This is a genomic window from Paenibacillus terrae HPL-003 (assembly GCF_000235585.1).
In the GTDB taxonomy this organism is placed as follows: Bacteria; Bacillota; Bacilli; order Paenibacillales; family Paenibacillaceae; genus Paenibacillus; species Paenibacillus terrae_B.
Map to the genome: position 1 here is coordinate 655166 of NC_016641.1, position 23981 is coordinate 679146.

General features: G+C 47.2%; 24 protein-coding genes and 1 pseudogene. 7 read left to right on the top strand and 18 right to left on the bottom strand.

The genetic code is table 11. The features are described 5' to 3' along the window. Window positions 1-2: 2 nt before the first annotated feature. The 11 genes from HPL003_RS03170 to HPL003_RS03220 all read right to left on the bottom strand — a co-directional run bounded on the left by HPL003_RS03170 (window position 3) and on the right by HPL003_RS03220 (window position 10038). A complete protein-coding gene (locus HPL003_RS03170; RefSeq protein WP_014278204.1) occupies window positions 3-1064 on the bottom strand; it encodes a sulfate ABC transporter substrate-binding protein in 1062 nt (353 codons plus the stop codon). Between the two features lie 372 nt (window positions 1065-1436). Beyond that, window positions 1437-2120 (bottom strand): hypothetical protein, encoded by a 684-nt coding sequence (locus HPL003_RS03175; protein WP_014278205.1) that lies wholly within the window; start codon window positions 2118-2120, stop codon window positions 1437-1439. 121 nt (window positions 2121-2241) lie between these two features. Next, window positions 2242-2736, bottom strand: coding sequence for a hypothetical protein (locus HPL003_RS03180; protein ID WP_014278206.1), 495 nt, complete (start codon window positions 2734-2736; stop codon window positions 2242-2244). A 74-nt stretch (window positions 2737-2810) separates the two neighbouring features. Then, window positions 2811-3080, bottom strand: coding sequence for a hypothetical protein (locus tag HPL003_RS03185; RefSeq protein WP_014278207.1), 270 nt, complete (start codon window positions 3078-3080; stop codon window positions 2811-2813). Between the two features lie 161 nt (window positions 3081-3241). Further along, complete coding sequence (locus HPL003_RS03190) at window positions 3242-4543, bottom strand: pyrimidine-nucleoside phosphorylase (RefSeq protein WP_014278208.1); 1302 nt, start codon at window positions 4541-4543, stop codon at window positions 3242-3244. A gap of 32 nt (window positions 4544-4575) precedes the next feature. Continuing rightward, a complete protein-coding gene (gene deoD, locus HPL003_RS03195; RefSeq protein WP_014278209.1) occupies window positions 4576-5283 on the bottom strand; it encodes a purine-nucleoside phosphorylase in 708 nt (235 codons plus the stop codon). 53 nt (window positions 5284-5336) lie between these two features. After that, entirely contained in the window at window positions 5337-6518 is a 1182-nt protein-coding gene (gene deoB, locus HPL003_RS03200; protein WP_014278210.1) for a phosphopentomutase, read from the bottom strand. 30 nt (window positions 6519-6548) lie between these two features. Then, window positions 6549-7727, bottom strand: a complete 1179-nt coding sequence (locus HPL003_RS03205) for a NupC/NupG family nucleoside CNT transporter (protein WP_014278211.1) — start codon at window positions 7725-7727, stop codon at window positions 6549-6551. A 76-nt stretch (window positions 7728-7803) separates the two neighbouring features. Continuing rightward, window positions 7804-8199 (bottom strand): cytidine deaminase, encoded by a 396-nt coding sequence (locus tag HPL003_RS03210; RefSeq protein WP_014278212.1) that lies wholly within the window; start codon window positions 8197-8199, stop codon window positions 7804-7806. 30 nt (window positions 8200-8229) lie between these two features. Further along, window positions 8230-8892 (bottom strand): deoxyribose-phosphate aldolase, encoded by a 663-nt coding sequence (deoC, locus tag HPL003_RS03215; RefSeq protein WP_014278213.1) that lies wholly within the window; start codon window positions 8890-8892, stop codon window positions 8230-8232. A 210-nt stretch (window positions 8893-9102) separates the two neighbouring features. Then, window positions 9103-10038 (bottom strand): sugar-binding transcriptional regulator, encoded by a 936-nt coding sequence (locus tag HPL003_RS03220; protein WP_014278214.1) that lies wholly within the window; start codon window positions 10036-10038, stop codon window positions 9103-9105. A gap of 221 nt (window positions 10039-10259) precedes the next feature. On the opposite strand from HPL003_RS03220, the gene HPL003_RS03225 reads away from it, so the two are divergent. After that, complete coding sequence (locus HPL003_RS03225; protein ID WP_014278215.1) at window positions 10260-10673, top strand: chemotaxis protein CheW; 414 nt, start codon at window positions 10260-10262, stop codon at window positions 10671-10673. A 98-nt stretch (window positions 10674-10771) separates the two neighbouring features. Here the strand turns inward: HPL003_RS03225 and HPL003_RS03230 are convergent, their stop codons facing one another. The 4 genes from HPL003_RS03230 to HPL003_RS03250 all read right to left on the bottom strand — a co-directional run bounded on the left by HPL003_RS03230 (window position 10772) and on the right by HPL003_RS03250 (window position 16204). Further along, window positions 10772-11899 carry a slipin family protein gene (locus HPL003_RS03230; RefSeq protein WP_014278216.1) on the bottom strand — a complete coding sequence of 376 codons (1128 nt, stop codon included), beginning with the start codon at window positions 11897-11899 and terminating at the stop codon, window positions 10772-10774. Between the two features lie 1141 nt (window positions 11900-13040). Further along, window positions 13041-14150: a bifunctional diaminohydroxyphosphoribosylaminopyrimidine deaminase/5-amino-6-(5-phosphoribosylamino)uracil reductase RibD gene (gene ribD / locus HPL003_RS03240; protein ID WP_014278217.1), complete on the bottom strand. Its 1110-nt coding sequence runs from the start codon at window positions 14148-14150 to the stop codon at window positions 13041-13043. Further along, window positions 14147-14911, bottom strand: a complete 765-nt coding sequence (locus HPL003_RS03245) for a GTP cyclohydrolase II (protein ID WP_014278218.1) — start codon at window positions 14909-14911, stop codon at window positions 14147-14149. Before HPL003_RS03245 ends, ribD begins: the two co-directional genes overlap by 4 nt. Window positions 14912-15070: 159 nt before the next feature. Beyond that, the gene (locus tag HPL003_RS03250; RefSeq protein ID WP_014278219.1) at window positions 15071-16204 is read right to left on the bottom strand and encodes an FAD-dependent monooxygenase; all 1134 of its coding nucleotides are present in this window, start codon (window positions 16202-16204) and stop codon (window positions 15071-15073) included. A 243-nt stretch (window positions 16205-16447) separates the two neighbouring features. Here HPL003_RS03250 and HPL003_RS03255 point away from each other — a divergent pair, with 243 nt between their 5' ends. Beyond that, window positions 16448-16783 (top strand): winged helix-turn-helix transcriptional regulator, encoded by a 336-nt coding sequence (locus HPL003_RS03255; protein ID WP_014278220.1) that lies wholly within the window; start codon window positions 16448-16450, stop codon window positions 16781-16783. A 142-nt stretch (window positions 16784-16925) separates the two neighbouring features. On the opposite strand, the pseudogene HPL003_RS03260 reads toward HPL003_RS03255, so the two are convergent. Continuing rightward, window positions 16926-17301: pseudogene (locus HPL003_RS03260) on the bottom strand (winged helix-turn-helix transcriptional regulator). A 160-nt stretch (window positions 17302-17461) separates the two neighbouring features. Between HPL003_RS03260 and HPL003_RS03265 the strand changes: the two are divergent. Next, on the top strand, window positions 17462-17980 hold the full coding sequence (locus HPL003_RS03265) for a DJ-1/PfpI family protein (RefSeq protein WP_014278221.1): 519 nt from the start codon (window positions 17462-17464) through the stop codon (window positions 17978-17980). A 134-nt stretch (window positions 17981-18114) separates the two neighbouring features. Here HPL003_RS03265 and HPL003_RS03270 read toward each other — a convergent pair whose 3' ends face one another. Further along, the gene (locus HPL003_RS03270) at window positions 18115-18318 is read right to left on the bottom strand and encodes a hypothetical protein (protein WP_014278222.1); all 204 of its coding nucleotides are present in this window, start codon (window positions 18316-18318) and stop codon (window positions 18115-18117) included. Between the two features lie 195 nt (window positions 18319-18513). Between HPL003_RS03270 and HPL003_RS03275 the strand changes: the two genes are divergently transcribed. Next, on the top strand, window positions 18514-19218 hold the full coding sequence (locus HPL003_RS03275) for a YoaK family protein (RefSeq protein WP_014278223.1): 705 nt from the start codon (window positions 18514-18516) through the stop codon (window positions 19216-19218). Window positions 19219-19225: 7 nt separating this feature from the next. Here the strand turns inward: HPL003_RS03275 and HPL003_RS03280 are convergent, their stop codons facing one another. After that, complete coding sequence (locus tag HPL003_RS03280; RefSeq protein ID WP_014278224.1) at window positions 19226-20401, bottom strand: alanyl-tRNA editing protein; 1176 nt, start codon at window positions 20399-20401, stop codon at window positions 19226-19228. A gap of 345 nt (window positions 20402-20746) precedes the next feature. Here HPL003_RS03280 and HPL003_RS03285 point away from each other — a divergent pair, with 345 nt between their 5' ends. From HPL003_RS03285 to HPL003_RS03295, 3 genes are all read left to right on the top strand, one after another. Then, window positions 20747-21277 carry a MarR family winged helix-turn-helix transcriptional regulator gene (locus tag HPL003_RS03285; RefSeq protein WP_014278225.1) on the top strand — a complete coding sequence of 177 codons (531 nt, stop codon included), beginning with the start codon at window positions 20747-20749 and terminating at the stop codon, window positions 21275-21277. 137 nt (window positions 21278-21414) lie between these two features. Beyond that, window positions 21415-22734 carry an HlyD family secretion protein gene (locus tag HPL003_RS03290; RefSeq protein ID WP_014278226.1) on the top strand — a complete coding sequence of 440 codons (1320 nt, stop codon included), beginning with the start codon at window positions 21415-21417 and terminating at the stop codon, window positions 22732-22734. Next, a complete protein-coding gene (locus HPL003_RS03295) occupies window positions 22718-23965 on the top strand; it encodes an ABC transporter permease (protein WP_014278227.1) in 1248 nt (415 codons plus the stop codon). The genes HPL003_RS03290 and HPL003_RS03295 overlap by 17 nt, the downstream gene beginning before the upstream one ends. Window positions 23966-23981: the final 16 nt, after the last annotated feature.

Genomic DNA, 23981 nt, shown 5'->3' on the forward strand with positions numbered 1-23981 from the left:
CATTAACTTCCAGGTACATAAATTTGGTCAAAGATGCCCTTGTCGCTAAAATGCTTTTGCTGCGTCTCTTTCCACGTTCCGAATACATCCTTCAAGGTCACCAGCTCCAGCTTGGGAAATTGATCCTTGAACTTCGCCTTTACGCTATCCAGCGTTGGACGATAATAGTTCTCGGCAGCAATGGTTTGCCCCTCTTCGCTGTACAAATATTTCAGGTACGCATCCGCTACCTCGCGTGTACCTTTTTTGTCCACAACCTTATCGACCACCGCTACCGGAGGTTCGGCCAAAATGCTGATCGACGGATACACGATATCGAATTTATCCGTACCCAGCTCCTTCACGGACAGCAGCGCTTCATTCTCCCAAGCGATCAGCACGTCACCAATCCCGCGCTCTACAAAGGTCGTTGTTGCTCCACGCGCTCCGCTATCCAGTACCGGCACATGCTTGTATAGCTCCTGTACAAACTGCTGAGCTTTAGCTTCATCGTTATTATTTTTCTTGAGCGCATAGGCCCATGCCGCAAGGTAGTTCCAGCGGGCTCCACCTGACGTCTTGGGGTTCGGCGTAATAACCTGCACATCGCCTCGGATCAGATCGTCCCAGTCCTTAATCCCTTTCGGATTGCCCTTACGCACCAGCAGCACGATGGTTGAAGTGTATGGAGAACTGTTATGCTCATATTTATCTTGCCAGCCCTCTTTAATAAGCCCTTTGTCCTGTAGTGCATCAATATCATAGCCCAGGGCCAGAGTGACCACATCCGCATCCAGTCCGTCCTGCACAGAACGGCTTTGCTTGCCAGACCCTCCATGGGATTGCTTAATCGTGACCTTCTGCCCTTTCTCCTTCTCCCAGTGGGCGGCAAACGCCTTGTTATACGTTTCATACAGCTCACGGGTTGGATCATAAGAAACATTGAGCAGCTCCACATCCTTGGAACCCGCAACAGAGCTACCATTCGCCTGTGTTTCTCCCTTGCTTGCTCCGCAAGCACTTAACGTCAACGTCAAAACCAAAGATAATCCGAGAATAAGTCCACTTTTCCATTTCCCTTTCATCAAGACCCTCCTAATTCTATGTAATTAATAAAAACAAATTCATTTGCGCCTGTTATTGACAGACGTTTTCAAAAAAAAGAGCGGAGAATTCCCTGATGCAGCCCTGATAGGTCAAACCTGTCGCGTGGACAGTGTCTGCCTGCTGTTCCTAGAGGTTCTCCGCCACAATGGCGAGATCATACTTTAATACTTTAATTCTTTAATTCCTACCCGTTTAATGAGTTATGTAGATATAATACGAGAGTTTATGAGCGCTGTCAAACCTTTTTTTGGGATGGATGATCTGTGCTTCGCTTCCTTCAGGGGATAAAAGTCAGGAACAACAGGATGTTCCCGACTGCTTGCAAGCTATTTTCACACACGAGGTACTGCTTAATTGGCGACCGTTTCAAGATTGACTGAAAAAACTCCAAAAAGCTTCGGATTGTCTGTAGCTCTTCTCAACCACAGCTCGCCCGAGCCAACCATGACTCCCTGATAATTGACAAACAAGTCGTCTGTCTTTTGATTCACCAACGCTTCACGAATTGCGTCCGTAAAAATCTGATCGTACTTGGCAATGAACTCTTTCTTATTCGGAATCGTTAGTGCCTTTTCGCTGTCATTGACGCGCAGAGGGTAGAAAATGTAATTGGCCACCTTTTCCTTCTCATTGTCGGCAACAGCCTTCTGCAATGCTTTGAACGTGTTCAAAAATGCCTTAGGGTCCTGAATACCTGCTACCTCAAAAGGATTGTGGGATGGATTGGCGGATTTTGGGGAGGAAGAAACATCCGATGAAGCAGCCGGGGCCGATGGACTTGACTTTTCCGCGTCATTTCCGTTGTTTTCCGCACTCTCGCTCTCTTTCGCTGCTTTCTCATTTGGGGCTGAACCACTGCGATCCGCATCAGCTCCATGCTCTATCGCACTTGTATTGCTTCCGGTCTCGACGGTTTCAGCATTCTTATCCTGGCCGCAGCCAGCGAGAGCTACAAATGTAAGTGTAAGTAAAATGGCTGTGAGTGACAGCCTCCGTGACATTTTCTGATTACCGTGTTCTTGGTTTTTGGGCACAACGGGTCATCCTTTCTGCTTCTGCTTTCTGCTCTGACCAATTCTGTTCATTAAGTCTTCAACCGTTCTATTGTAACATAAGTAGGCTAATGACCGCATGTCGTGCCCATATGGAAGGAGCTTACAGTGTAATATAAGCGAACGTTTTCACTGATCCTTTGGAGCCATCGTCCGTCACAACATGTAAAAACAGCTCGTTGGAAGATTGGCTTTCATCCCCATTCTGCCCTTCCGGCTTTACGAACAACAGATCATGCCGTTCCCCCGGCTGTAATTTTCGGCTGGAAAGTCCTTCCGTCTGTCCTTGCAAGTCAGAGGTAGCCGAGGATTCAATCTTATACTGTATAGGCCGCTTCCCTGTATTCTTGATGCTTATATACAGCTTCCGTCCCTCTTCAAACCCAAAGGCCGTTCCGCCCTCTCCCTCAAATTGCATGACCTGATCATGTACAATGCGCTTCGTTGCGCCCCCTTGCTCATTCTGCATACTTAACGGAGCAGCCGAGTGCGTCTCACTCGCCGTTGACGTAGTATGCGTGGTCGTCGATAAGTTGGCAAAAGTGGCGTAACCCACGATTGCCCCTGCAACTCCCATCCAAACCCATTTATCTACCATCTCATTTCCTCCTTCATAAAAAAAGCCGAACTCATATCTATTATGAGTCCGGCTGTCATATTTTTCAAACTTGATCAAAGGTATCCATGCGGTAGCGCTCTATCATTCATATGCTCTACATAACGTGTGACCAGAGCCTGGACCTGGGCTTCCAGCGCAGATGGAATCAGAAAGCCGACATACAGAATCAAACGCAAATTCATGGCGCTCTCATAGCGTTCCTTGAACTCGGTGATTAAGCCTCGCAAGACAGCTTCAAGTGACTGTGCATGTGCAGATTGATTTTGAAAATAACGATCCAGCTCCAAAATCTCCTGATCCACCGCATCCGTAAATATGTCCAAAAACAAATCGTCTTCATTCGTTCTTTTTCAACATTGAAATTCCCTGCTGTTAGGTTGTTCGAGAGCAGGAGCTACAAAAAAAGCCGGAAGCCCCCTAAACTGAAAGGCTCCGGCTCGATAACCACGCTAACTATTACGACCTTATGAATACGGCTTAACGCTTACTCTGTCACCGTTCCGTAGATCAGTACGGGAGCTTCGGCGTGATCCGCAATACGGATATTCGCGTAGATTTTCTCCAGCACTTGGGCTACATCTTCACGGTTCGCATGGATGGTAACCAGTGAATCGCCCACTTTTACAGCATCGCCGACCTTTTTATTCAGCATCAGGCCGACAGCCAGATCGATCTCGGATTCCTTAGTTGCACGTCCTGCTCCAAGCAGCATCGCAGCGGTACCGATTTCGTCAGCCACGATTTCAGCCACCACACCATCCTGCTTCGCAGGCACTTCAATGAGATACTGAGCTTGCGGCAAGCGTTCTGGATGATCCACAACCGAAGCGTCCCCGCCCTGGTTTGCAATAAACTCTTTGAATTTCTCCAGCGCTTTGCCGTTGCGAATGACTTCTTGGAGCTTCTCTTCGGCATCTTTGAGAGAGTTTGCTTTGCCAGCCAAAAATACCATCTGACTACCCAAGGCCATACACAGCTCTTCCAGATCCTTCGGTCCTTCACCGCGCAGTGTATCAATCGCTTCTTTGACCTCCAGCGAGTTACCGATGGCAAAACCCAGCGGCTGACTCATATCGGAAATGACAGCCATCGTTTTGCGACCGACATTGTTACCGATGCTTACCATCGCATGTGCCAGTTCTTTGGCATCATCTACGGTTTTCATGAACGCGCCTGCACCTGTCTTCACATCGAGTACGATGGCATCAGAACCGGCAGCGATTTTTTTACTCATAATCGAGCTGGCAATCAGCGGAATCGAGTTTACCGTAGCGGTAACATCACGCAGCGCATACAGCTTTTTGTCCGCAGGTGTCAGGTTGCCGCTTTGTCCGATGACCGCAATTTTGCTGCGATTCACCAGATCCACGAATTCGTCCTTACTGATTTCTACGTGGAAGCCTGCAATAGCCTCCAGCTTGTCAATCGTTCCTCCGGTATGTCCAAGGCCGCGACCTGACATCTTCGCTACCGGAATGTCCAAAGCCGCTACGAGCGGAGCCAGTACCAGCGTTGTCGTATCGCCCACGCCGCCAGTGGAGTGCTTATCGACCTTCACGCCTTCAATCGCAGACAGATCAATCGTATCACCTGAATGAACCATCGCCATCGTCAGATCCGCGCGTTCGCGTTCAGTCATATCTTTGAAGAAAATGGACATCGCCAACGCACTCACCTGATAGTCAGGAATTTCCCCCTGTGTGTAGCCTTGGATAATAAAGTTTATTTCCTCGGTAGTAAGTTCTTTTCCATCACGCTTTTTCTCTATCAAGTCTACCATTCTCATATGTCATTTCTCCTCACTGTGCGTATGATCGTTTACAGGGATATTGCTGTATCCAGGGCAACTTCCATCATTTCTTTAAAGGTCGTTTGCCGTTCTTCCGCTGTCGTTTCTTCACCCGTCAGCAAATGATCGCTTACCGTCAGAATCGTCAACGCGTTTACGCCAAATTTGGCTGCCAGCGTGTACAAAGCTGAAGTCTCCATTTCGACACCCAGCACGCCGTATTCCATCAGCTTTTGCACAATCGATTTGTCATCACGATAAAAGCTGTCCGAGCTGAACACGTTGCCGACATGCATCTTCAAGCCCTTGGCAACACCGCGGTCATAAGCGCCCTTCAATAAAGAAAAGCTGGCAATCGGCGAATAGTCGTAGCCGCCAAAAATATGGCGGTTCATGCCGGAATCCGTACAGGAAGCCTGTGCCAAAATAACGTCACGAACGTGCACATGCTCCTTCATCCCACCGCATGTACCTACGCGGAACAAGTTTTTCACACCGTACTCACTAATCAGCTCGTTGGCATAAATACTGATGGACGGTAGTCCCATTCCGGTTCCCTGTACAGACAGCCGTTTGCCCTGATACGTTCCCGTAAATCCGAGCATTCCGCGCACCTCGTTGTAGCAGGTCACATCTTCCAGATACGTTTCAGCAATAAATTTCGCCCGCAGCGGGTCTCCAGGCAGCAAAATCGTTTCTGCGATCTCTCCTAGCTTAGCTCCAATGTGTACACTCATGTTTTTATTCCTCCGTCCCATTTATCCGTGTTTAATCCTGATTCTAATTCCGATTATTGAAGTTCTGCCAAAAAGCTCGTTCCGTGTTCAGGCAGCTTCACACCAAAGTTATCCGCTACCGTCGCTCCGATATCCGCAAACGTCTTACGTACCGCAAGTTCCTTGCCTCCAGCTGCAAAACGTGGGGAATACACTAATAATGGCACATATTCACGTGTATGATCCGTTCCCCGATACGTCGGGTCATTCCCATGGTCTGCGGTGATGACCAACATATCTTCATCCGTCATTTTAGTGAATACCTCTGGCAGACGGGCATCATAATCGTCCAAAGCCTGACCATATCCCTGCGGATCACGGCGGTGACCGTATACGGCATCAAAGTCGACCAGATTCAAGAAGCTTAACCCGGTAAAATCTTCTTCCAGCGCAGCCACCAGTTTATCCATACCGTCCATATTAGACACGGTGCGCACTGCTTTCGTCACACCCTCGCCGTCAAAAATGTCAGAGATTTTACCCAATGCGATCACATCCAGACCTGCATCCTTCAACTCGTTCATCGTGGTACGACCAAACGGCTTGAGCGCATAATCATGGCGATTGGAGGTGCGGGAGAAGTTCCCCGCCTCTCCTACGAACGGACGCGCAATAATCCGACCCAGCATGTACGGGTCTTCCAGCGTGATTTTACGACAGAACTCGCAAATCTCATAAAGCTCCTTCAAAGGTACAACTTCCTCATGCGCCGCAATTTGCAGCACCGAATCCGCCGATGTATAAATGATGAGCGCTCCTGTCTTCACATGCTCCTCGCCCAGTTCATCAATGATTTCCGTTCCACTGGCAGGTTTGTTGCCAATGACTTTGCGGCCCGTATGCTCCTCAATGCGCTGAATCAGCTCATCCGGAAAACCATCGGGGAATACGCGGAAAGGAACCGCAATATTCAAGCCCATAATTTCCCAGTGCCCGGTCATTGTATCCTTACCGTTGGAAGCTTCCTGCATTTTAGTGTAATACGCGAGCGGCTTCTCAGCGGCTTGCACTCCTGCAATAGGACGAATGTTGGACAGACCAAGCTTACCCATATTCGGCATGTTCAGCCCGCCACGTTCACGAGCAATATGACCAAGTGTATCTACATCGTAATCATCAAACTGGGCAGCATCCGGCGCTTCGCCGATCCCCACAGAGTCCATAACTACCAAGTGAATCCGTTTGAATTTAGACATGATGAAATTCCTTTCCTAAATCGCTGTTTTTTACAAAAACAACCCTGCAATCGTTGCCGACAGCACGCTAACCAGCGTCGCGCCGTACAACAGCTTCAGACCAAAACGGGCCACTACATTCCCCTGCTTCTCATGCAGACCCTTCACAGCCCCGGAAATGATACCGATGGACGAGAAGTTTGCAAAAGATACAAGGAATACCGATACGATCCCAACCGTGCGATCCGACAAGCCCGTTTGCTTGGTCAGATCCAGCATCGCCACAAATTCGTTGGACACGAGCTTGGTGGCCATAATGCTTCCTGCCTGAACCGCTTCGCTCCATGGAATACCCATGACAAAAGCGATAGGCGCAAACACATAACCAAGCAATGATTGGAAGCTTATTCCAAGTATCCAGGAGAAAATCCCGTTAACCATGGCAATCAGCGCCACAAAACCGATCAGCATCGCTGCTACAGTTATGGCGACTTTGAAGCCGTCCATAATATACTCCCCGAGCATTTCGAAGAAGGACTGCTTCTCTTCCTCCTGAACCTCCAGCAAATCATCTTCCTTCTCTATCTTGTACGGATTAATAATCGAAGAGATAATAAAGCCGCCGAACAGGTTCAATACCAAAGCGGTAACCACATATTTGGGGTTCAACATTTGCATGTAGGCTCCCACGATCGACATGGACACCGTAGACATCGCAGACGCACACAGCGTATACAGTCGATGCTTTGGCAGGAGACCAATTTGCTTTTTAACGGAAATAAACACCTCGGATTGGCCCAGGATAGCCGAAGCTACAGCGTTGTAGGATTCCAGTTTACCCATTCCGTTTACTTTGCTCAAGACAAGCCCGATATATTTAATAATAAAAGGCAACACTTTTACATATTGCAAAATCCCAATCAGCGCCGATATGAACACGATTGGCAGCAGTACACCGATAAAGAACGGCGCCGCCCCTTCATTCGCAATTCCGCCGAATACAAAGTTAATTCCTTCCATAGCGTACCCAATCAGACTATTAAACCCTTTTGCAAAACCTTTGACCAGAATTTCACCAATACCTGTATTCAGCAATACATAAGCCAGCGCCGCCTGCAATACAACCATAACCGCCAGCGGACGATACCTGATTTTACGCTTGTCACTGCTGGCAACGTAAGTAAGTGCAAATACAACGAGCAGTCCTACCAGAGCGATACCATATTTCATTTTATTTTCCCCCTTATTACATTAAGCGCTTACATTACCCATAAAAAGAATGCGCCCCGCAGAGGCATTCTTTTTTTTATTTCCCCAGATCAGCAGGTCGAAAAGCACCCGGCAGTAGTTGATCCACCGTCCACTCTTCTGTGTTGCCATGAAGGTTGGTCAGATACACTTTGGTATCTGTATGAGCAAATTCAGAAATCACCTGACGACAGGCTCCGCATGGAGACACAGGTCCTTCCGTATCTGCTACAATCGCAATGGCATCAATTTTACGACAGCCTTCGGATACCATTTTAAAAATCGCTGTCCGTTCCGCACAATTGCATAAGCCGTAGGAGGCATTTTCCACATTACATCCGCGATAAATCGTGCCATCGCTTCCGAGAACCGCAGCACCGACCTGAAAATTTGAATACGGAATATATGCCTGTTTACGCGCCTCAAGCGCTTCCTGAATCAATTGATCCTTCATCGCGAATCCCTCCATGACTTTAAAATAAACTTAGTAGGAAGATGTAGACTGCTCGCCCTCGATGATTTTCACACCGGAGCTTGCACCAATACGGCTTGCGCCAGCCTCCACCAATTTTTGTACGTCTTCCAAACTGCGTACACCGCCGGAAGCCTTAACACCAATCTCAGGTCCTACGGTTTTGCGCATCAAAGCCACATCTTCCGCAGTCGCTCCGCCAGTAGAGAAGCCTGTGGAGGTTTTCACGAAATTCGCTCCTGCTTTCACGGACAGCTCAGAAGCCAATACCTTTTCTTCGTCTGTCAGCAAGCAGGCTTCGATAATCACTTTTACCAGTGTACCCGCCGCTGCTTCCACAACACCACGGATATCCTGCTCCACCAATTGCAGATTGCGTTCTTTCAAAGCACCTATGTTGATGACCATGTCAATTTCAGTTGCACCGTTGGCAATAGCATCCTTCGTTTCGAACGCTTTCGTTGCCGTCGTATTGGCTCCCAGCGGGAAACCGATAACGGTACAAATGTTCACGCCTGTTCCTGCCAGTTGCTCTGCGGAGTAAGCTACCCAGGTCGGGTTCACACATACGGAAGCAAACTGATATTTCTTCGCCTCAGCGGTCAATTTTGTAATTTCGTCCTTCGTCGCGTCTGCACGCAACAATGTATGGTCGATCAATCCTGCAATGTTCATTCCCTAAACGCTCCTTCATTAGAGAGTTAGTATTAGGACCGATGTCCTTTACTTCTCTGTGATAAGACCATCATAGCACGGCATTGAACATATGTAAAACACATTTTGAAATTATGTTCAAGCTTGTGCATGAGACGTTACCTACAGTTCACATTACCCTATAGGCGCACGCCATAACCGTATGTTTAGTCTGGATTGATGCAAAATGCTCTACTGTAAAAGTGCCTGTGCCGTAAACTGGTCTGTCACCAAAATATTCGCATACTTACCATGCAACGATGCCCGGATGGCCTCCACTTTGCGCTGACCTCCGGCTACGAGAATCGCCTTCTCCTTCTTGCGCAAATCAGGCAAATCAATGCCGACGGTACGACTGTTAATTTCCTGACTGCATATGTTGCCCTCATCATCAAAAAAACGTGAGCAAATATCGCCCTTGCCGATTTTTTGCAACAACTTCTGTTCCTCATGGTTAAAATAGCCCAATCTGAACAACAGCGCATCCTCTTTGACCGTGCCCACTGTAAACACGGCAATGTTCGCCTGCTTGCCAAGCTCAATGATACGCTGGATGTGCCGATCCTCCTCAACCATTTTCTTGACGGCGTGGCTGTCAAAAATCACAGGCAGCGGCAAATACCGTGCAATCGTGTGAAAGGCTTCCGCGAACAAATTCACCGTCTCCACGGCATACGTGTTGACATGCGAATGGCTTACGCCTCCTTTGAGCTGAACGACCTCGACGCCCTTCACTTGCTTTTGCTGGAGATGAAGCGCCACCGCATGCATCGTCGTTCCCCACGTCACTCCAATAATATCTGCATCTTGTACCGTTTCATGCAAATAATCGGCAGCTTTTTTGCTAATATGCTTCTTGATCTCCTGATATTCATTTAACGGCGAATAGCAGACCAGAACGGTATCCAGCCCGTATTTCTTCTTGACCTGCTCTCCGAGCTCATCCATATCCTCCATCGGATCAACAATACTGATTCTCACATATCCCTGTTCCTTGGCAGCTTGAAGCAACCGCGATACCGTGGGACGCGATACCCCGAGTCTGACTGCAATTTCTTGCTGGCTATAGTCGTTCAGATAGTATAATCTGGCTGCCTCGATACTTAGACGCTGCTTTTCATGATCCATTCTACCTCAACCCGCTTATCTTAAAATGTAGTGCCACCGGACACCATGCCTTGGCCATGTGGAAGATTTAACTGCTATTTTGTGATATTCTGTGAATAGAACCTAGCTACATAGCACCTTCAACTTTATCTTTCCATTTGTTAAAACGCAATAGTTATCCCATTTTAACGTCACTTCACAACCTGTAGCAGTCTTATCTCAAATGTAAGGAGAATTGGCCTATGTCCGAATTTATTGTGTGCAGTCTGGCGAGCAAAACGTTCGCTTTAAACTTTGTAGAAGTGGAAGAAGTCATGAATGCCAAGAAGGGAACACCGCTTCCTTTTTCCGAGTCATGGCACGAAGGAATGGTCACCATTCGCGGTGATGTATTTACGATCCTGAATTTGCGCAAAAAACTGCTGCTCCCCGCTTCAGGCGAGTCCTCCGAGGACAAAATGGTTTTGCTCAGCCGGGCAAAAATTGCTCTGCTCGTCGACCAGGTAGAGGATACGGCTTCCGCCCCGGACAGTCAGTTGAAAAGCAACGAGGATGAGTGGCAGCGCGAGCTGTTTCCTACCGTATTGGAGCATCAGGGTGCTCTCGTTCCGGTGATCGATATGGACGCGTTTCTCGCTTCGACCAAAACGAACTAAACGCACCTACGCAAAAGTGCCACACGAACCTTGAGCCGTCTTGCGCTCATCATCCGTGTGGCACTTTTCTTTTGCATGATTGTTTATGAAACCTATGGCTATCCCTCTATACGGTTCCCCTGTCCATCTTTCATGTGAACCAGCGAGTTCAACTGTTCCAGCAGCGTATTCCCGCCAGTCAGTGAAATGGTGCCAATCTTCTCACAGATTTTTTCCAGAAACTCCAGCTCTTTGAGACGGTAGAGGGTGGCATTTTCGTCCATTAGCTTGGCGGTATTCAGCAGACTGCGAGTGGACGCCGTTTCTTCGCGCCGTGTGATGAGATTGGCCTGAGCCTTTTTCTCTGCCAGCAGCACCGTGTTCAAAATATCCTTGATATCCCCCGGCAAAATAATATCCTTCACCCCTGCCGACGTAAAACTGACCCCATATTCACCGCTTTGCTCATTCAGTCGGGTCAAGACATATTCCGCAATTTCCTGCTTCATTTTCAGCAAATCATCCAGCTTCATCGTTCCGACATACTCACGTAGCACCAGTTGAAGCATAATGTACATTTGCTCCTCGAATGCCCGGAATTCCAGCGCCCGCAGCGGGTCAACAATGCGGTACTGACAGACGAAGTTCAGGCGCAGTGTGATTTTGTCCTCGGTCATGATTTCCTGCCCCATCAGGTCCATCTGCTGCTGCCGCAAATCTATCGTTCTGATCTCCGTGTTCACCGTCGACATCCAGAAATAATACTTACCCGGCTTCAGCTCGCCTTGCAGCACGTTATCATAATACAGGAAGCCCAACTCATAGCTTGCCACCTGAAGCGCCTTCCAGAAGCACTGTGTCTTGGCCAAAAAGGCTTGCCCCAACGCCTTATCAATCGCAGGCTGCCGGGTATCCGCATGAACAAAACGATGCTCCTTGAGCACGTTCCAGAAAGCATATTTACCAGCGGGCAGCAGCTCCACGAACCGATTATCCTCATAATGCAGCACATATTCATAATCCTCTACATCGACGACACTCAATTGCTCCAGCAGAACGGAATCCGTCAAAAACAAACGAATATCGTGATCCGGTACAAAAAATGGTTCCGCAACATTCAAAATTTCAACCGTTTCCTGCTGAAATGTCTTCAATACGTAAGTACCTGGCAGCAGCAGTTTGTGATAGCTTCCCTTTTTAAACAGCAGCCCGCGCTCATCCGATTTAATCGTTATTTTCTTAAACATCGTATCACTCCTAGTATTAAAATCCTCAACTTAAAAGTGTGCTTCTTTCTAAGTGTGGCGGCTCCGCGATCCATTTGATCTTCCGATCGCTGTTGCAGTGGAATTCCTAGGATTGTATAAAACATTCAAAGGTAGGAATTCCACTGCAAAGGCGAACGCTTCGCTTCTTCAGATTCAAATGGACCACTCCGCTGCTATCCGCCTTAAAATCAACACATTTTTAAAATGAGGATTCTTCATTTTTATTCGTTGTAGTAGGGTTAGTGACCCTTGCAGAGCATCCCTTCGGGGTGGACGGCGGGGCCAAGCTTAAGGAAAAAGGAAGTCACCGCCTGTTTCCGTGTTCCAAAGATAGAGTCCATCCGTCCAACTTCGACTGTGAACTCATATCTCCCGAAGTTTCGGAGCCTGTCAGCGCTTGCTCTCCCCGGTATCCACTGGCCGCATAGCCACCTCCCCGACTTCTGTCATGTGGACCAGAAACGGGATACTCATTAGGGTCTCTGTAATGGTTTTTTCGATTTTTTGATACTCTACCATGAGTCGCGTGGAAGGCGATTGGGATTCGAACCCTAATTTGGTAGATACATCAGATTTACAGGATACCTCACCCGATCAGGCAGGCACTGCGGGACCCTTTGAAATCCTCACCTCGGTAATATCTTTCAGTATCAGCCTTTATCATTATCACGCACACCCGCACTCACGAACATGGCGAAAGTATTACGACCCACAAATAAAACAAAAAAAGACACCGGCGAAGCGCATTCGCTCCCCTGTGTCTTTTGTTATATTGTAATGTATGTAAACTTCTTCATTTCCTAAACCATTCACACCATTAGGTGTTCACCCTATGAGTTATTCATCCCATTAACCATTTAGCCATTGAAGGTTTAGTAATGTCAACAGAGCCTTTAAATATTTTGCCCTTCCCCCATACTCCACACCATTTCGGAAAAATGAGTGCCCTTGCGGCGGGCAGCAGCGGAGCGGAGGGGTTGAATCTGGAGAAGCGTGAGCGTTCGCCTTTGCAGTGGGATTCTTACCTCTACATGTCTTATACAATCCGAAGAATCCCACTGCAACAGCGATCGGAAGATCAACCCCTACGCAGAGCGCTTTCTCCCACCCACAACCCCACTCATTTTTCTCGCCCAAAATACCCTTCTATTTTCCAATCCACGCCAACCTGCGTTATGCTCAAATCCTGCAATGCTACCGCATCACTCATGGCGGACACGCCTTCTCCCCCGAGAAAGCCCGGTGCTCCACGCCCACCAACCAGCTTCGGCGCAATGTACAGTACCAGCTTGTCTGCCAGTCCTTGCTGCACGAACGAAGCGTTCACCTCGGCCCCGCCTTCCACGAACACCGAAGACACCTCCGCTGCGCCCAGAATATCCAGCATTTGCGGCAGGTTGACCCGATCACTGTTTTCATCCTGTGTCGGATATACCTTTACACCCAACTGTTCCAGCTGATTCCGCTTGCCTTCATCATAAGCACGTCCTGTAAATATCCAGGTAGGCGCCTCGCCATCTGTAATAACACGGGCATCCAAAGGAATGCGTAGTGTGCTGTCCAGAATGATGCGAATCGGATTCCGACCTTCTGGCAGACGAGTTGTAAGCTGCGGATTATCGTGAATGACTGTCTGTACACCGACCAGTATCCCTACATGCTCGTGACGAAGGCGATGCACATCCTCCCGTGCCACCTCGGACGTAATCCATTTGCTTTCCGAGGTTCGAGTGGCAATTTTGCCATCCAGCGTCACCGCTGATTTGATCGTGATATAAGGACGCTTGCTCACGATATATTGGTTAAACACTTCATTCATGCGAACAGATTCCTGCTCACATACCCCAACGATGACCTCAATGCCCGCATCCTTCAAGATTTGTACCCCTCTGCCCGAAACCAGCGGGTTCGGGTCCAGCGCTGCAATAACGACCCGACGAATGCCAGCCTGCACAATCGCTTCCGCGCACGGGCCTGTCCGTCCATGGTGGGAACACGGCTCCAGCGTCACATAAATCGTCGCTCCCTGAGCATGTTCACCCGCCATACGCAAAGCATGAATCTCGGCATGTGGCTCGCCGGGCTTCAAATGAGCGCCAATCCCGACAATGCGGCCGTTGTTTACAATGACCGAGCCGACGAGCGGATTCGGTTCTGTTTGCCCTTTGGCACTTTTGGCATTTTCCAGCGCCAGGCGCATATATTTTTCGTGAATGGTCTGAGTGGTCATAGAACCTCCCTGAAATCGAAATCCCGCAAATGGCCGGACCGTTCCACTTTTGTATTCAAATACCGTTCATTATATTGCGATACATCGCCCCACAACGGCATACGCCCTGCGACATTCATACCGGATTGCTTCAAGGCTTCCAGTTTTTTAGGGTTATTCGTAATCAAGGTTACCGGTTTTTGTCTCAGGTGACGGAGCACATTAATCGCATCCGCATAATTGCGAGTATCATCTTCAAAGCCCAATTGGTGGTTGGCTTCGACGGTGTCCATACCTTCTTCCTGCAAAATGTAAGCCATCGCTTTGCTAAACAAGCCAATCCCACGACCTTCATGGTTTGCCAGATAGAACAACGCACCCGTTCCGTGCTCCACAATCATCTTCATAGATTGGTGGAGCTGAAATCCGCAATCACAACGCTTGCTACCAAAAATATCTCCAGTATGGCAAATGCTGTGCATACGAACAAGCGCATTTTCCGACTGTTGAAGATCGCCGTACACCAATACGCTCGATTGCTGCCCCTCTGCCAAATTCAGTGTGGACAAACGCTTCACAATCGTGTCAGCGGTGGCATTCATCAAGTCCTGACGATCTTCCTCATCCCGTACAGGCAGCCAGCAATACCATTGAAAAACAACCGTTTCCCCTTCCAAATTGACCGGCAGCTTAATCGGCCCTACCAAAATCGTCGAAGATTGCTCGCCGCGAATCGTTTGAATTTTATCATTAAGTAGCGTAGCTACGTCTTTTTGTATCATCTCTGCACCATCCTTTATATAAGCTCTATCTATCCGGAAGCCCGCCATTTAAAGGCTAATCGCTGATTTATATGATTGGGGTATCTGCTTCAGGATTTTGCAAAATTCGATTCCAGTCGCTCCAAAGTGCAATATATAGACGAACTAGACCATTTCGATCTATATATTGTTTATTGGAAGTCGCTTATTGGATTTTTGCAAAATCCTCACTTGTAAAAAATGTTCATGAAACGTGGATTCCATCGTAAGCTGTCGTTCCTGAAGCTCTGTGACAGTCTGCCGCCGCTCGTCTTCGAACGCCTTTAGGCCCGCTGCAGTATATCCACCCTCCTGACGCATACGAAGAAGCTCACTCGCCAGTACATCGGCATCCTTCAAGGCTGCGTTCAAGCCAAAAGCTCCGGTAGGTGTCATGGTATGCGCCGCATCTCCAATGAGGACCAGTCCGTTCTGCGACCACGTTTCACTGCGGCTGCTGAAAATATCCAACGGTACGAAGTCCTTCCACGAATGAATGCGATCATACACGTTATGTTCCAGATCGGGAAATGCCTCTGCCAATAGCTGTATGAACGGTTCAAACGACTGCTTAAACAAGGTAGGAAAGCTGCCTTCCTCTACGTTCCAGCCAATTTGAATATAGCCCTCAGCCTGCGAAAATAAAGACAACTGCCGCCCGTTGACCAATGCCAGACGTGTGACAGGCTCCCATCCGGCAGGTGCCGTAATTTTGGCCCACAGCAGATCATAGCCGTGTCTGATATTCGTTACTGGCATCTGCGCCAGCTTGCGCACAGTCGAATAGCGACCATCTGCCCCGACAATAACAGAGCTATGAATCGTAACCTCATCGCCATTCTTATCGCAGGCAGTCAAGCCCGTGTATCCCTGCTCGCTATCGCCTTCCAACGCAGTCACTGTCGTGCCCGCCAAATAACGAAAGGACTCGTACGTTGAAGCCTGCTTGAGCAATGCGTCCAAAAAATGAGGCTGTGGAATATGGACCCCCACATTACCGACCGCTGACTCAACCGTCTTCACCTGCTGCTGATGCTTCCAATATTCTATTCTCGTCGAAGCGAGGACGTAGTCCTCATGGATTTGTTCGAGCAGCTTATGCTTTTGGATCACTTGCTGACCCTCATCATTTAAAATTTCGCCGCGAAAAGCCTTTCCCGCCACGCTTTGCCGCTCAACCAATATCGTCGAAACACCTTGCTCCGCCAGCAAACAGGATAGCAAGGCCCCGGCTGGTCCCCCTCCAACTATGCATACTTCACATTCCAGCTTCATCTGACTTCCCCCTACACCTAAACCATGACCTCAACAATGAGTCCGTACCTGTCAATTTAATTGCATCTTTATAATATCAAATTTTAAGCATTCATATATAAATGTCCATAGCGAATCAATAAGTTACTTTATGTAACAAAGTATATTTATATCATTCGATTTCGTCAAGTAATAAATTTATGTAAAGTAAAATCATTTACTTTTAACAGTGAATCGTTAATAATAGGAGCATGAGGTGATCACATGAACATTCCGCAAATGTGCCCACGGTTTGAAAAAGCTATGGAGCTACTGAGCAAACGTTGGACGGTATTAATCGTGTTTCAACTAACTAACGGCCCGCAACGATTTGTCGCTATTGAGAATTCAATCCCCAATTTAAGCGGGAAGGTCCTTTCCGATCGCTTGAAGGAGCTTGAGGAAGAAGGAATCATACAACGTATGGTTTATCCTGAAAAGCCGGTTCGGATTGAATACTCCCTTACGGATAAAGGACGCGATTTAACTCCATTGTTTGACCATATCGGCACTTGGGCTACCCGCTGGATTGAGGTTCTGCCAGCAATTGAGCAGCAATAGCCTGCGTTGAACAGACACAATTCCTAGACAATATAAGCCGATGACTGCTAGCATGCCAAAGAACGCCTTTGCCCCAAGTACAATTCGTACTTATGACGCAAGGCGTTCTATTTTTTATATGACGGATTGCCCTATGATTTACTTATATATCGCCGCGTTTCATTTCCTCACGAATAGACTGAACCCGCTTTTTTCCCCAATCATACATCATCTCTACAATAGGCAAAATCGTTGTCCCCAGCTTGGTCATTGAATTATTCCACCTTTGGGGGCACCTCGGGATACACTTCCCGATGTACAATGCCGTCCTCCATCAATTCTCGCAACTGATTGGTCAGCACTTTATGAGACAGCTTCGGAAACAGCCTTTGCAAGTCACTGAACCGGTGCGGCCCTTCCACACCCAGATGCCATAAGATAACGACCTTCCACTTGCCGCTTAACACCAGTTCTTTTTCACAGTTATAGTCTCCGTTGACGATCTTCTCCCGTATTTCTTCTCTCAGCGTATCAGACATATATCGGTTAACTCCTTCTATTCCATCATGATCTTGCACCGTACTTGCACTGTAATAGTAACCTACAGGTAACCTCCGCACTTGAAAGTGCATTCTTCACAGCCCGACGAAGCCATTCTACAATAATAGATATCGTTTCACATTCAAGGAGGAATGAAGTATGAGTAAAAAGGCTCTTTTTATTATACCCCCGGAACGCTTTAATGAGGATGAATTGTTTAAACCGAAGGAGGCGCTGGAGCAAGCAGGCGTTACTGTGACGCTAGCCAGTACCACAACAGGCGAAATTATCGGTGACTACAACGGTAAAGCGACCGCGAATCTGGTTTTCACAGACGCTGTCCCTACTGATTATGACGTTGTCGCTGTAATCGGCGGATCGGGCACGAATGATCATCTGTGGAACAACGCGGATCTCCAAGCCCTGCTGAAACAAACGCATGAGCAAAAGATTCTGTTGTCCGGCATCTGCGCTGGCTCTGTAGCCGTGGCCCAAACCGGGCTGCTCTCCGGCAGAACGGCTGCATGCTATCCGGTGGATGTGCAAAAGGATCAGCTCCAGACGCATCAAGCCGAATATGTGACTCAGCATGTGGTTGCACATAGCGACATTATTACTGCTGACGGTCCAGACGGCGCACAGGAATTTGGCAAAGCCCTCGTCCATGCCTTGCAGTAAGTTTGAGCCGAGCCCCAACAGAACAGGCAATACGATCAAGCATTTTCAGGCCTTTTTTATTGACCTGGAGATGCTTTCTTTCTAATACTATCCTTCCATATACGTAGCACCTCAGGCTTCATCGCCAGTTCACATCATTCTTCCGCCATTCGTTCTCTTTCTTCTGGTGTTAAAGAAACAAAAGAATCGCCAATCACGATATGCACCTGCGTGCCACCCTCGTCAGGCTCCCACCATGAGCGTTTATTTTGAGCTTCAAGCAAGTAATCATATAACTCTGCCACATGCTTATACAAATCATCTTTAGAAGCTTCGTTCCGTTTCACAGCTTCTGTCATTTGTATAATGTCTATTATCCATAATCTTTGTTCGCCCGCAGTCTACTGCGAATTGCCTCCACAATTCCTTTATTCTCCATGACTTCTTCTCCTTTTACACCTGTTTTTCATGCCGCAGTGTCCAATTGAATTGTCGAATCGGAATAGTCGTGCTATGTTAGAGGAATCGACGTTGTAGCATAGGAGGCTTCTGCCGTGAATATGAAAGGCAAAATCCATTTACATCAAGTAACGTCCGAATCGTTACGACTGGGCGCCTTGCTTTCTTTAGTAGGGGGGTTTCTGGACACATACACGTTTGTCGGAAGAGACGGCGTATTTGCCAATGCACAGACAGGCAATATCGTACTGCTGGCTGTCAAAATCATTCAGGGACACTGGGTTCAGGCGTTAGTTTATATCCCGCCCCTGATCGCCTTTTCGCTAGGTGTTTTTGTTGCTGAAGGGATTAAACGAAAATCGACCCATCGCTTAACTCCAGACTGGACTCGCACTATTCTTTTACTGGAAATTGCAATTTTTTTCATCGTGGGACTCATTCCGCAGGGGGTTCCCAATACCGTGGTGGTGGTGATCGTCTCATTCGTTGCTTCTGTCCAAATGACTTCCTTCCGCAAGCTTATTGATGTGCCATATACCTCAACCGTCAGCACCGGCAACCTTAGATCAGCTTCTGAGGCTTTGTATATTGCCATTACGACCAAGGACACGAACGCTGCCATTCGTGCCATGCGTTACGGTGTCATCCTGATCACCTTTTTGGTCGGGGCTTTTCTGGGAGGATTTTTGACGTTGGCTATTGGGGATAAAGCCATCTGGGGCGCTGTTGTGGCACTCATTTTTTCTTTTATTTTATTTACGGAAAAAGAACATAAGTGGAAAATGCCCCTTCGCCACTAATTCTGCATTAGCCCTGAATAAACTGCCGCTGGGCGGTTTCAAAAAAGTTCAAAAGGTCCTCACGGGACGAGAACGCTGCCTGAGCCGATTGATTGCTACCGCCACCCTTTCCCTGGAACGCGCCCAGATGCTCTTTAAAATACGCTCCGCAGGCGACAGACTGTGTACCGTTATGTGTCAGAATGATTTTGTTTTCTGCTGTTGTGGCTAATAATACAAGTAAATCATGTTCAGATGTCAGCTTGGCAGCCATTTGCTGTAATTCCTGAAAGGTTTTTTGTTCAAACATATGAGCCAAAACGTTCCCCTGAACAGCAGAAAGCAACTCTGCTACCTGATACGAAGTATTTTCTTCTTGCAGGATGTCCACTTGCGCCTTGAGCTGCTTGTGCTCCTGCTCCCACTTTTCAAAGCGGGTCAAAATATCCTTGCGTCCGGTATTAAACTTCGCAGACAGCACGTCCAAAATCTGAAGACTTTCGTTAAAATCCTGAAGCGCGCGAACGCCGCATTTAAAATGGATTCTCGCCAGCCCCTTCTGCTTCTCCCATTTCAGACATTTGATCATTCCAATTTCCCCGGTTCGGCCGACATGGGTACCGCCGCAAGCATTGTATTCAATACCTTCAATCTCGACAATGCGGATATTCTCCGTTACTTTAGGCATTTTCACAAGTGGAATGTCCTTCAACTGCTCATTCGTTACAACATAACTTTTGATGCTGCGGTTACTATAGATTTGCCGATTTACTTCCTGTTCGATGGCAGATAACTGCGCAGGTGTCAGTTCAGAACAGTTTACATCAATCGTGGCGTACTCTTGTCCCAAATGAAAGCTTTCTGTACGCGCGCCCAACAGTTCCAGACAAACCGCTGACAACAAATGCTGTCCGCTATGCTGCTGCATATGATCAAATCTGCGCTCCCAATCCAACGTACAAGCTACCTTCTCACCCTCCGGCAAACATTCGACCTGATGCCAAATATCGCCCTCTTCCAGAAAAACATCCACCACCGGAACGCCCTGAATCGTTCCTGTATCACACGGCTGACCTCCGCCATGCGGATAAAAAGCCGTTTCCTCCAGCATAACAAAATATCCGCCATCTCTTTCCATGCTGCGTGTAATATGAGTTTCCCACTCCGTAAGGTTTGGAGCAGAGTAGTATAGTTTTGTTGTCATTCAAGGTTCCTCCCTTTGGATATCAATTTTTAAAAAACGTCTCCATTTTTTGAATGAAGGCCTTTGCGGCTGGACTTAAATACTTATCTACACGATAAAACACTTCCGAATGAATCCCCAAGCTACTCCAATATCCACTTTATTATCGAGCACTTCATTGTAAATATCAATCGAGGGAATGACTTGAACCCACAGCTAAACTTTCGCTTTCCGATAAAATTTTATAAACTCCGTAAACAAAGAAGCTCATCAAAATTTAGCTTGTAATTAAAATATTATTGTATTATGATTAGCCAGCTAACAAAATTTTGAATTGTAATAACTTCCAGCAGAAAGGAGAACCCTATGGATTTTGATTTACGGGATTTGCCCACTCGTGAAGCACTTCAAGAATTTTCTAAGCGTATTCCCGAGATTGATATCAGAGCCACAGAAGCCATGCTATTCTTTATGCGCGTATCCTCCAGTACTTTTAAAGTCAGCTTTGAGGGCTTTGAACAATTCGGTATATCTCATGGAAAATTTTCGATATTAATTCTCTTGTACCGAAACATGAATACAGGACTGATGGCTACAGAGCTTGCGGAGAAAGTGGGAATAAGCAAACCCACCGTTACCGGACTCATTGACCGCTTAGAGCGCGATGGTTTTGTCATTAGACAAAGTCACCCTTCTGACCGTCGTATGAGCATCGTCAAACTGACTGATCAAGGGACAGAATTGATGGAGCGGCTACTACCTGTACATTTTACAAGCACCTCCAAGCTGATGAGCCACCTATCCACCGATGAAAAAGAGTTATTGCTGACGTTACTGCAAAAAATAGAACTCGGCATTCCCCAAGCACAAGAAATATATAAAAAAGCGAAACCATAATTACTCTAAAATTTACAATTTAGTTAGCCGGGTTACTTTTTAATTTTAAAATAAATAATATCTACATACCCTATTATTTATTCTATGTCAGCATTTTGCATAATCCAATTGATACACTTAAAGGAGCTATTTACTAAATGAATCGCACACAAGTCACTAGTCTCATCATTCCTCTAATTTCTATTGCCTGTCTTATCGGCGGAGGTTTTCTACTTCAAACCAACGGACAAGACCAGGTCAATGCTTCACGATCTATTAAAGGTACAACCCTGAATTCGGACAGCATTCATGTATCCTTTGAACAAGTAGGCGGAAAAGTCCTCAGCATTCCAGTAAAAGAGGAAACTCCCGTAAAAAAAGGTACTATCCTTATGACTCTGGACGCCAAAGATGTAGATTTGCAAATTGAGCAACTACGATCACAAATTGCCCAGTTCAATACACAGATCAGCCAACAGCAAAAATCGATTGACTTAGGTTATGCACGAGCCGTAACTCAGGAGAAGCAGGCACAGCTCGATATTGCGCAATCTCAAGTAACTCAAAGTAAGAGTCAGGCGGCATTGCAGCGGGCAGAAGCGGCTGAGCGTCAAGCCACAGCAGCGGAAAAGCACGTCAATGATGGTGCTCGACATGAGGATGTTCAGCAACAGCGAATTGCAGTAGCCTCCGCAACCAAAAGCGTTCAGACGGCCCAAACGAACTACAATCGTAACAAAGCACTATATGATGCAGGCAGTGCATCCAAAGCTGCATTGGATGATGCCGAGTCATCATTGACTTTAGCTAAAAATCAGTTGAGTCAGCAACAAGAGTCTCTTCAAAAGCTGCTCAATGGCGCAACCGTGGAAGAACGAATGCAAGCCAAAGAGCAAACGACACAAGCATCTGTTGCTGTAAAACAAGCAGCAGAAGAAATTCGTGGTGCCCAATTGTCCGTGGATCGTTCCAAAACACAACTGGAAACCATTCAGCAAAGTCGTCAACAGCTAGCAGATCAGAAGCTGGCCGTTGATCTTCTACAGCAACAAAAGGAAACCCAGGAAGTTCAGCTTAAAACGCTAATGCTCAAAAAAGAACGTCTGGTGTTAAAAGCACCGCAGGATGGTAAAATCACTGCTATCAGTACCAAAGTGGGCGAAAATGTGGGACAAGGGTCTCCCGTTATTACTTTAGAAACCAACGAGTTATATTACGATCTCTACGTGAACGAAGATCAAGTGGGGAAATTTAAAGCCAATAAAGAAGTTAAAACCCACATCTCGGCTCTAAATAAGGATTTGCAAGGTATTGTACGCTATGTTACATCTGCACCACAATTCGCTAATGTAAAAATGTCTCGTGAAAAAGGTGAGGCGGATACCGCTACATTCCAAGTACGTGTATATGTACCAAAAGAGTCTACTTTGCTACCGGGTATGACAGTTGAGGTGAATACTGATGAAATCTCTTCGTGATGAATGGACGTACCTGGTTCATTCCAAGTATCCGATCATAGCTATCATTTTCCCGCTGATTGCAGTGCTGGGATATTCACTGCTACTCCCAAGCAGCCAAATTAGCGAAGCTAACGTAGTCGTGGTGGATCAAGATAACACAGCCTATAGCCGTGAGTTCATCCAGAAAATAGATGCCTCCCCTAATATGAACGTGGCTGAGGTTGTTTCATACACTGACAACCCTGAACAATATTTTTATCACGAGAAATATTTGGCTGTTATTTCTCTGCCGAAGGGCTTGGAGGCCAATCACAATCGCTCCCTTTCCAGTCGTGTGGGGCTGATTCTGGATAACACCAATGCCCAATCTATTACTTTGATCCGCACGGCCATGCAGGAAATCAGCGTATCTGAGAATATGGGGCTATCCGTTCCAGCTATCATGAAAACCGGAATGAACGCGGAACAGGCCCAGGGAGCCCTAAATGGCATCGCTTTGGAAGTACGTTCCCTCTTTAATCCAACGAATGATTATCAGAATACATCAGTACTTGCATTTACCTGTATGTTCTCTTTTATGATGCTGAATATTAACAGCTTGCCTCTTATCGCCAGACTAAGGGTTTCCAGAAGGCTGGCTGCCGAACTTCAAAATCCGTTCAACATATTACTGCGTATTCTTCCTTACACGCTGTTTTCGACGGCAGGCTTAATCTTCTCTCTCGGAGTACTCAAAATGTTTGGGGGCAGCCGTTTCGAGGCCAATCCGGTTCTCTTTGTCATTCCGGTTGTTCTGTATGTATTCGGCACGGTTTGTCTCAATATTCTGGTAGCATGGGGAGCCGCACATCCGGGAGTAGCCATCGGCAGAATGGTTATTGTACTCATGCCTGCTTTTGTTCTCTCGGGAGCCGTTCTCTCAAGATCATTGTTTCCACCTTTAGCGATCCAAATTGGTGATTTCTTCCCTTTTGCATGGATGTACAAATTCCTGCGCACGATGGGACTGCGTGGTGCGCCTTTACAAGAAATGCTTCCCGAACTTGGATCACTGTTACTATATGTTGGTGTACTCTCCATGCTGGTTATAGCCAGAGCACTGTGGGAAAAGCAAAAGCTGGCCAAAAATGCTACAGGCGATACTCCTGGAATGGGGGCAACTCATTCCGTTGGTCCAACTAGCACGCCTGGCGGGATATCTGTACAAGGAGGACCGCCAGCGCCTATACACGAGCCAATAAAAGGGTAGCTATCCCCAGTTCATA

Excerpts from the sequence above, each read along its gene's own strand:
- deoC (WP_014278213.1), bottom strand. The coding sequence starts at position 8,892 with ATGAACATTGCAGGATTGATCGACCATACATTGTTGCGTGCAGACGCG.
- deoB (WP_014278210.1), bottom strand. The coding sequence starts at position 6,518 with ATGTCTAAATTCAAACGGATTCACTTGGTAGTTATGGACTCTGTGGGG.
- HPL003_RS03250 (WP_014278219.1), bottom strand. The coding sequence starts at position 16,204 with ATGAAGCTGGAATGTGAAGTATGCATAGTTGGAGGGGGACCAGCCGGG.
- HPL003_RS03225 (WP_014278215.1), top strand. The coding sequence starts at position 10,260 with ATGTCCGAATTTATTGTGTGCAGTCTGGCGAGCAAAACGTTCGCTTTA.
- HPL003_RS03285 (WP_014278225.1), top strand. The coding sequence starts at position 20,747 with ATGGATTTTGATTTACGGGATTTGCCCACTCGTGAAGCACTTCAAGAA.
- HPL003_RS03205 (WP_014278211.1), bottom strand. The coding sequence starts at position 7,727 with ATGAAATATGGTATCGCTCTGGTAGGACTGCTCGTTGTATTTGCACTT.
- HPL003_RS03245 (WP_014278218.1), bottom strand. The coding sequence starts at position 14,911 with ATGATACAAAAAGACGTAGCTACGCTACTTAATGATAAAATTCAAACG.
- HPL003_RS03190 (WP_014278208.1), bottom strand. The coding sequence starts at position 4,543 with ATGAGAATGGTAGACTTGATAGAGAAAAAGCGTGATGGAAAAGAACTT.
- HPL003_RS03255 (WP_014278220.1), top strand. The coding sequence starts at position 16,448 with ATGAACATTCCGCAAATGTGCCCACGGTTTGAAAAAGCTATGGAGCTA.
- HPL003_RS03280 (WP_014278224.1), bottom strand. The coding sequence starts at position 20,401 with ATGACAACAAAACTATACTACTCTGCTCCAAACCTTACGGAGTGGGAA.
- deoD (WP_014278209.1), bottom strand. The coding sequence starts at position 5,283 with ATGAGTGTACACATTGGAGCTAAGCTAGGAGAGATCGCAGAAACGATT.
- HPL003_RS03265 (WP_014278221.1), top strand. The coding sequence starts at position 17,462 with ATGAGTAAAAAGGCTCTTTTTATTATACCCCCGGAACGCTTTAATGAG.
- HPL003_RS03290 (WP_014278226.1), top strand. The coding sequence starts at position 21,415 with ATGAATCGCACACAAGTCACTAGTCTCATCATTCCTCTAATTTCTATT.
- ribD (WP_014278217.1), bottom strand. The coding sequence starts at position 14,150 with ATGACCACTCAGACCATTCACGAAAAATATATGCGCCTGGCGCTGGAA.
- HPL003_RS03220 (WP_014278214.1), bottom strand. The coding sequence starts at position 10,038 with ATGGATCATGAAAAGCAGCGTCTAAGTATCGAGGCAGCCAGATTATAC.
- HPL003_RS03230 (WP_014278216.1), bottom strand. The coding sequence starts at position 11,899 with ATGTTTAAGAAAATAACGATTAAATCGGATGAGCGCGGGCTGCTGTTT.
- HPL003_RS03210 (WP_014278212.1), bottom strand. The coding sequence starts at position 8,199 with ATGAAGGATCAATTGATTCAGGAAGCGCTTGAGGCGCGTAAACAGGCA.
- HPL003_RS03170 (WP_014278204.1), bottom strand. The coding sequence starts at position 1,064 with ATGAAAGGGAAATGGAAAAGTGGACTTATTCTCGGATTATCTTTGGTT.
- HPL003_RS03295 (WP_014278227.1), top strand. The coding sequence starts at position 22,718 with ATGAAATCTCTTCGTGATGAATGGACGTACCTGGTTCATTCCAAGTAT.
- HPL003_RS03270 (WP_014278222.1), bottom strand. The coding sequence starts at position 18,318 with ATGACAGAAGCTGTGAAACGGAACGAAGCTTCTAAAGATGATTTGTAT.
- HPL003_RS03180 (WP_014278206.1), bottom strand. The coding sequence starts at position 2,736 with ATGGTAGATAAATGGGTTTGGATGGGAGTTGCAGGGGCAATCGTGGGT.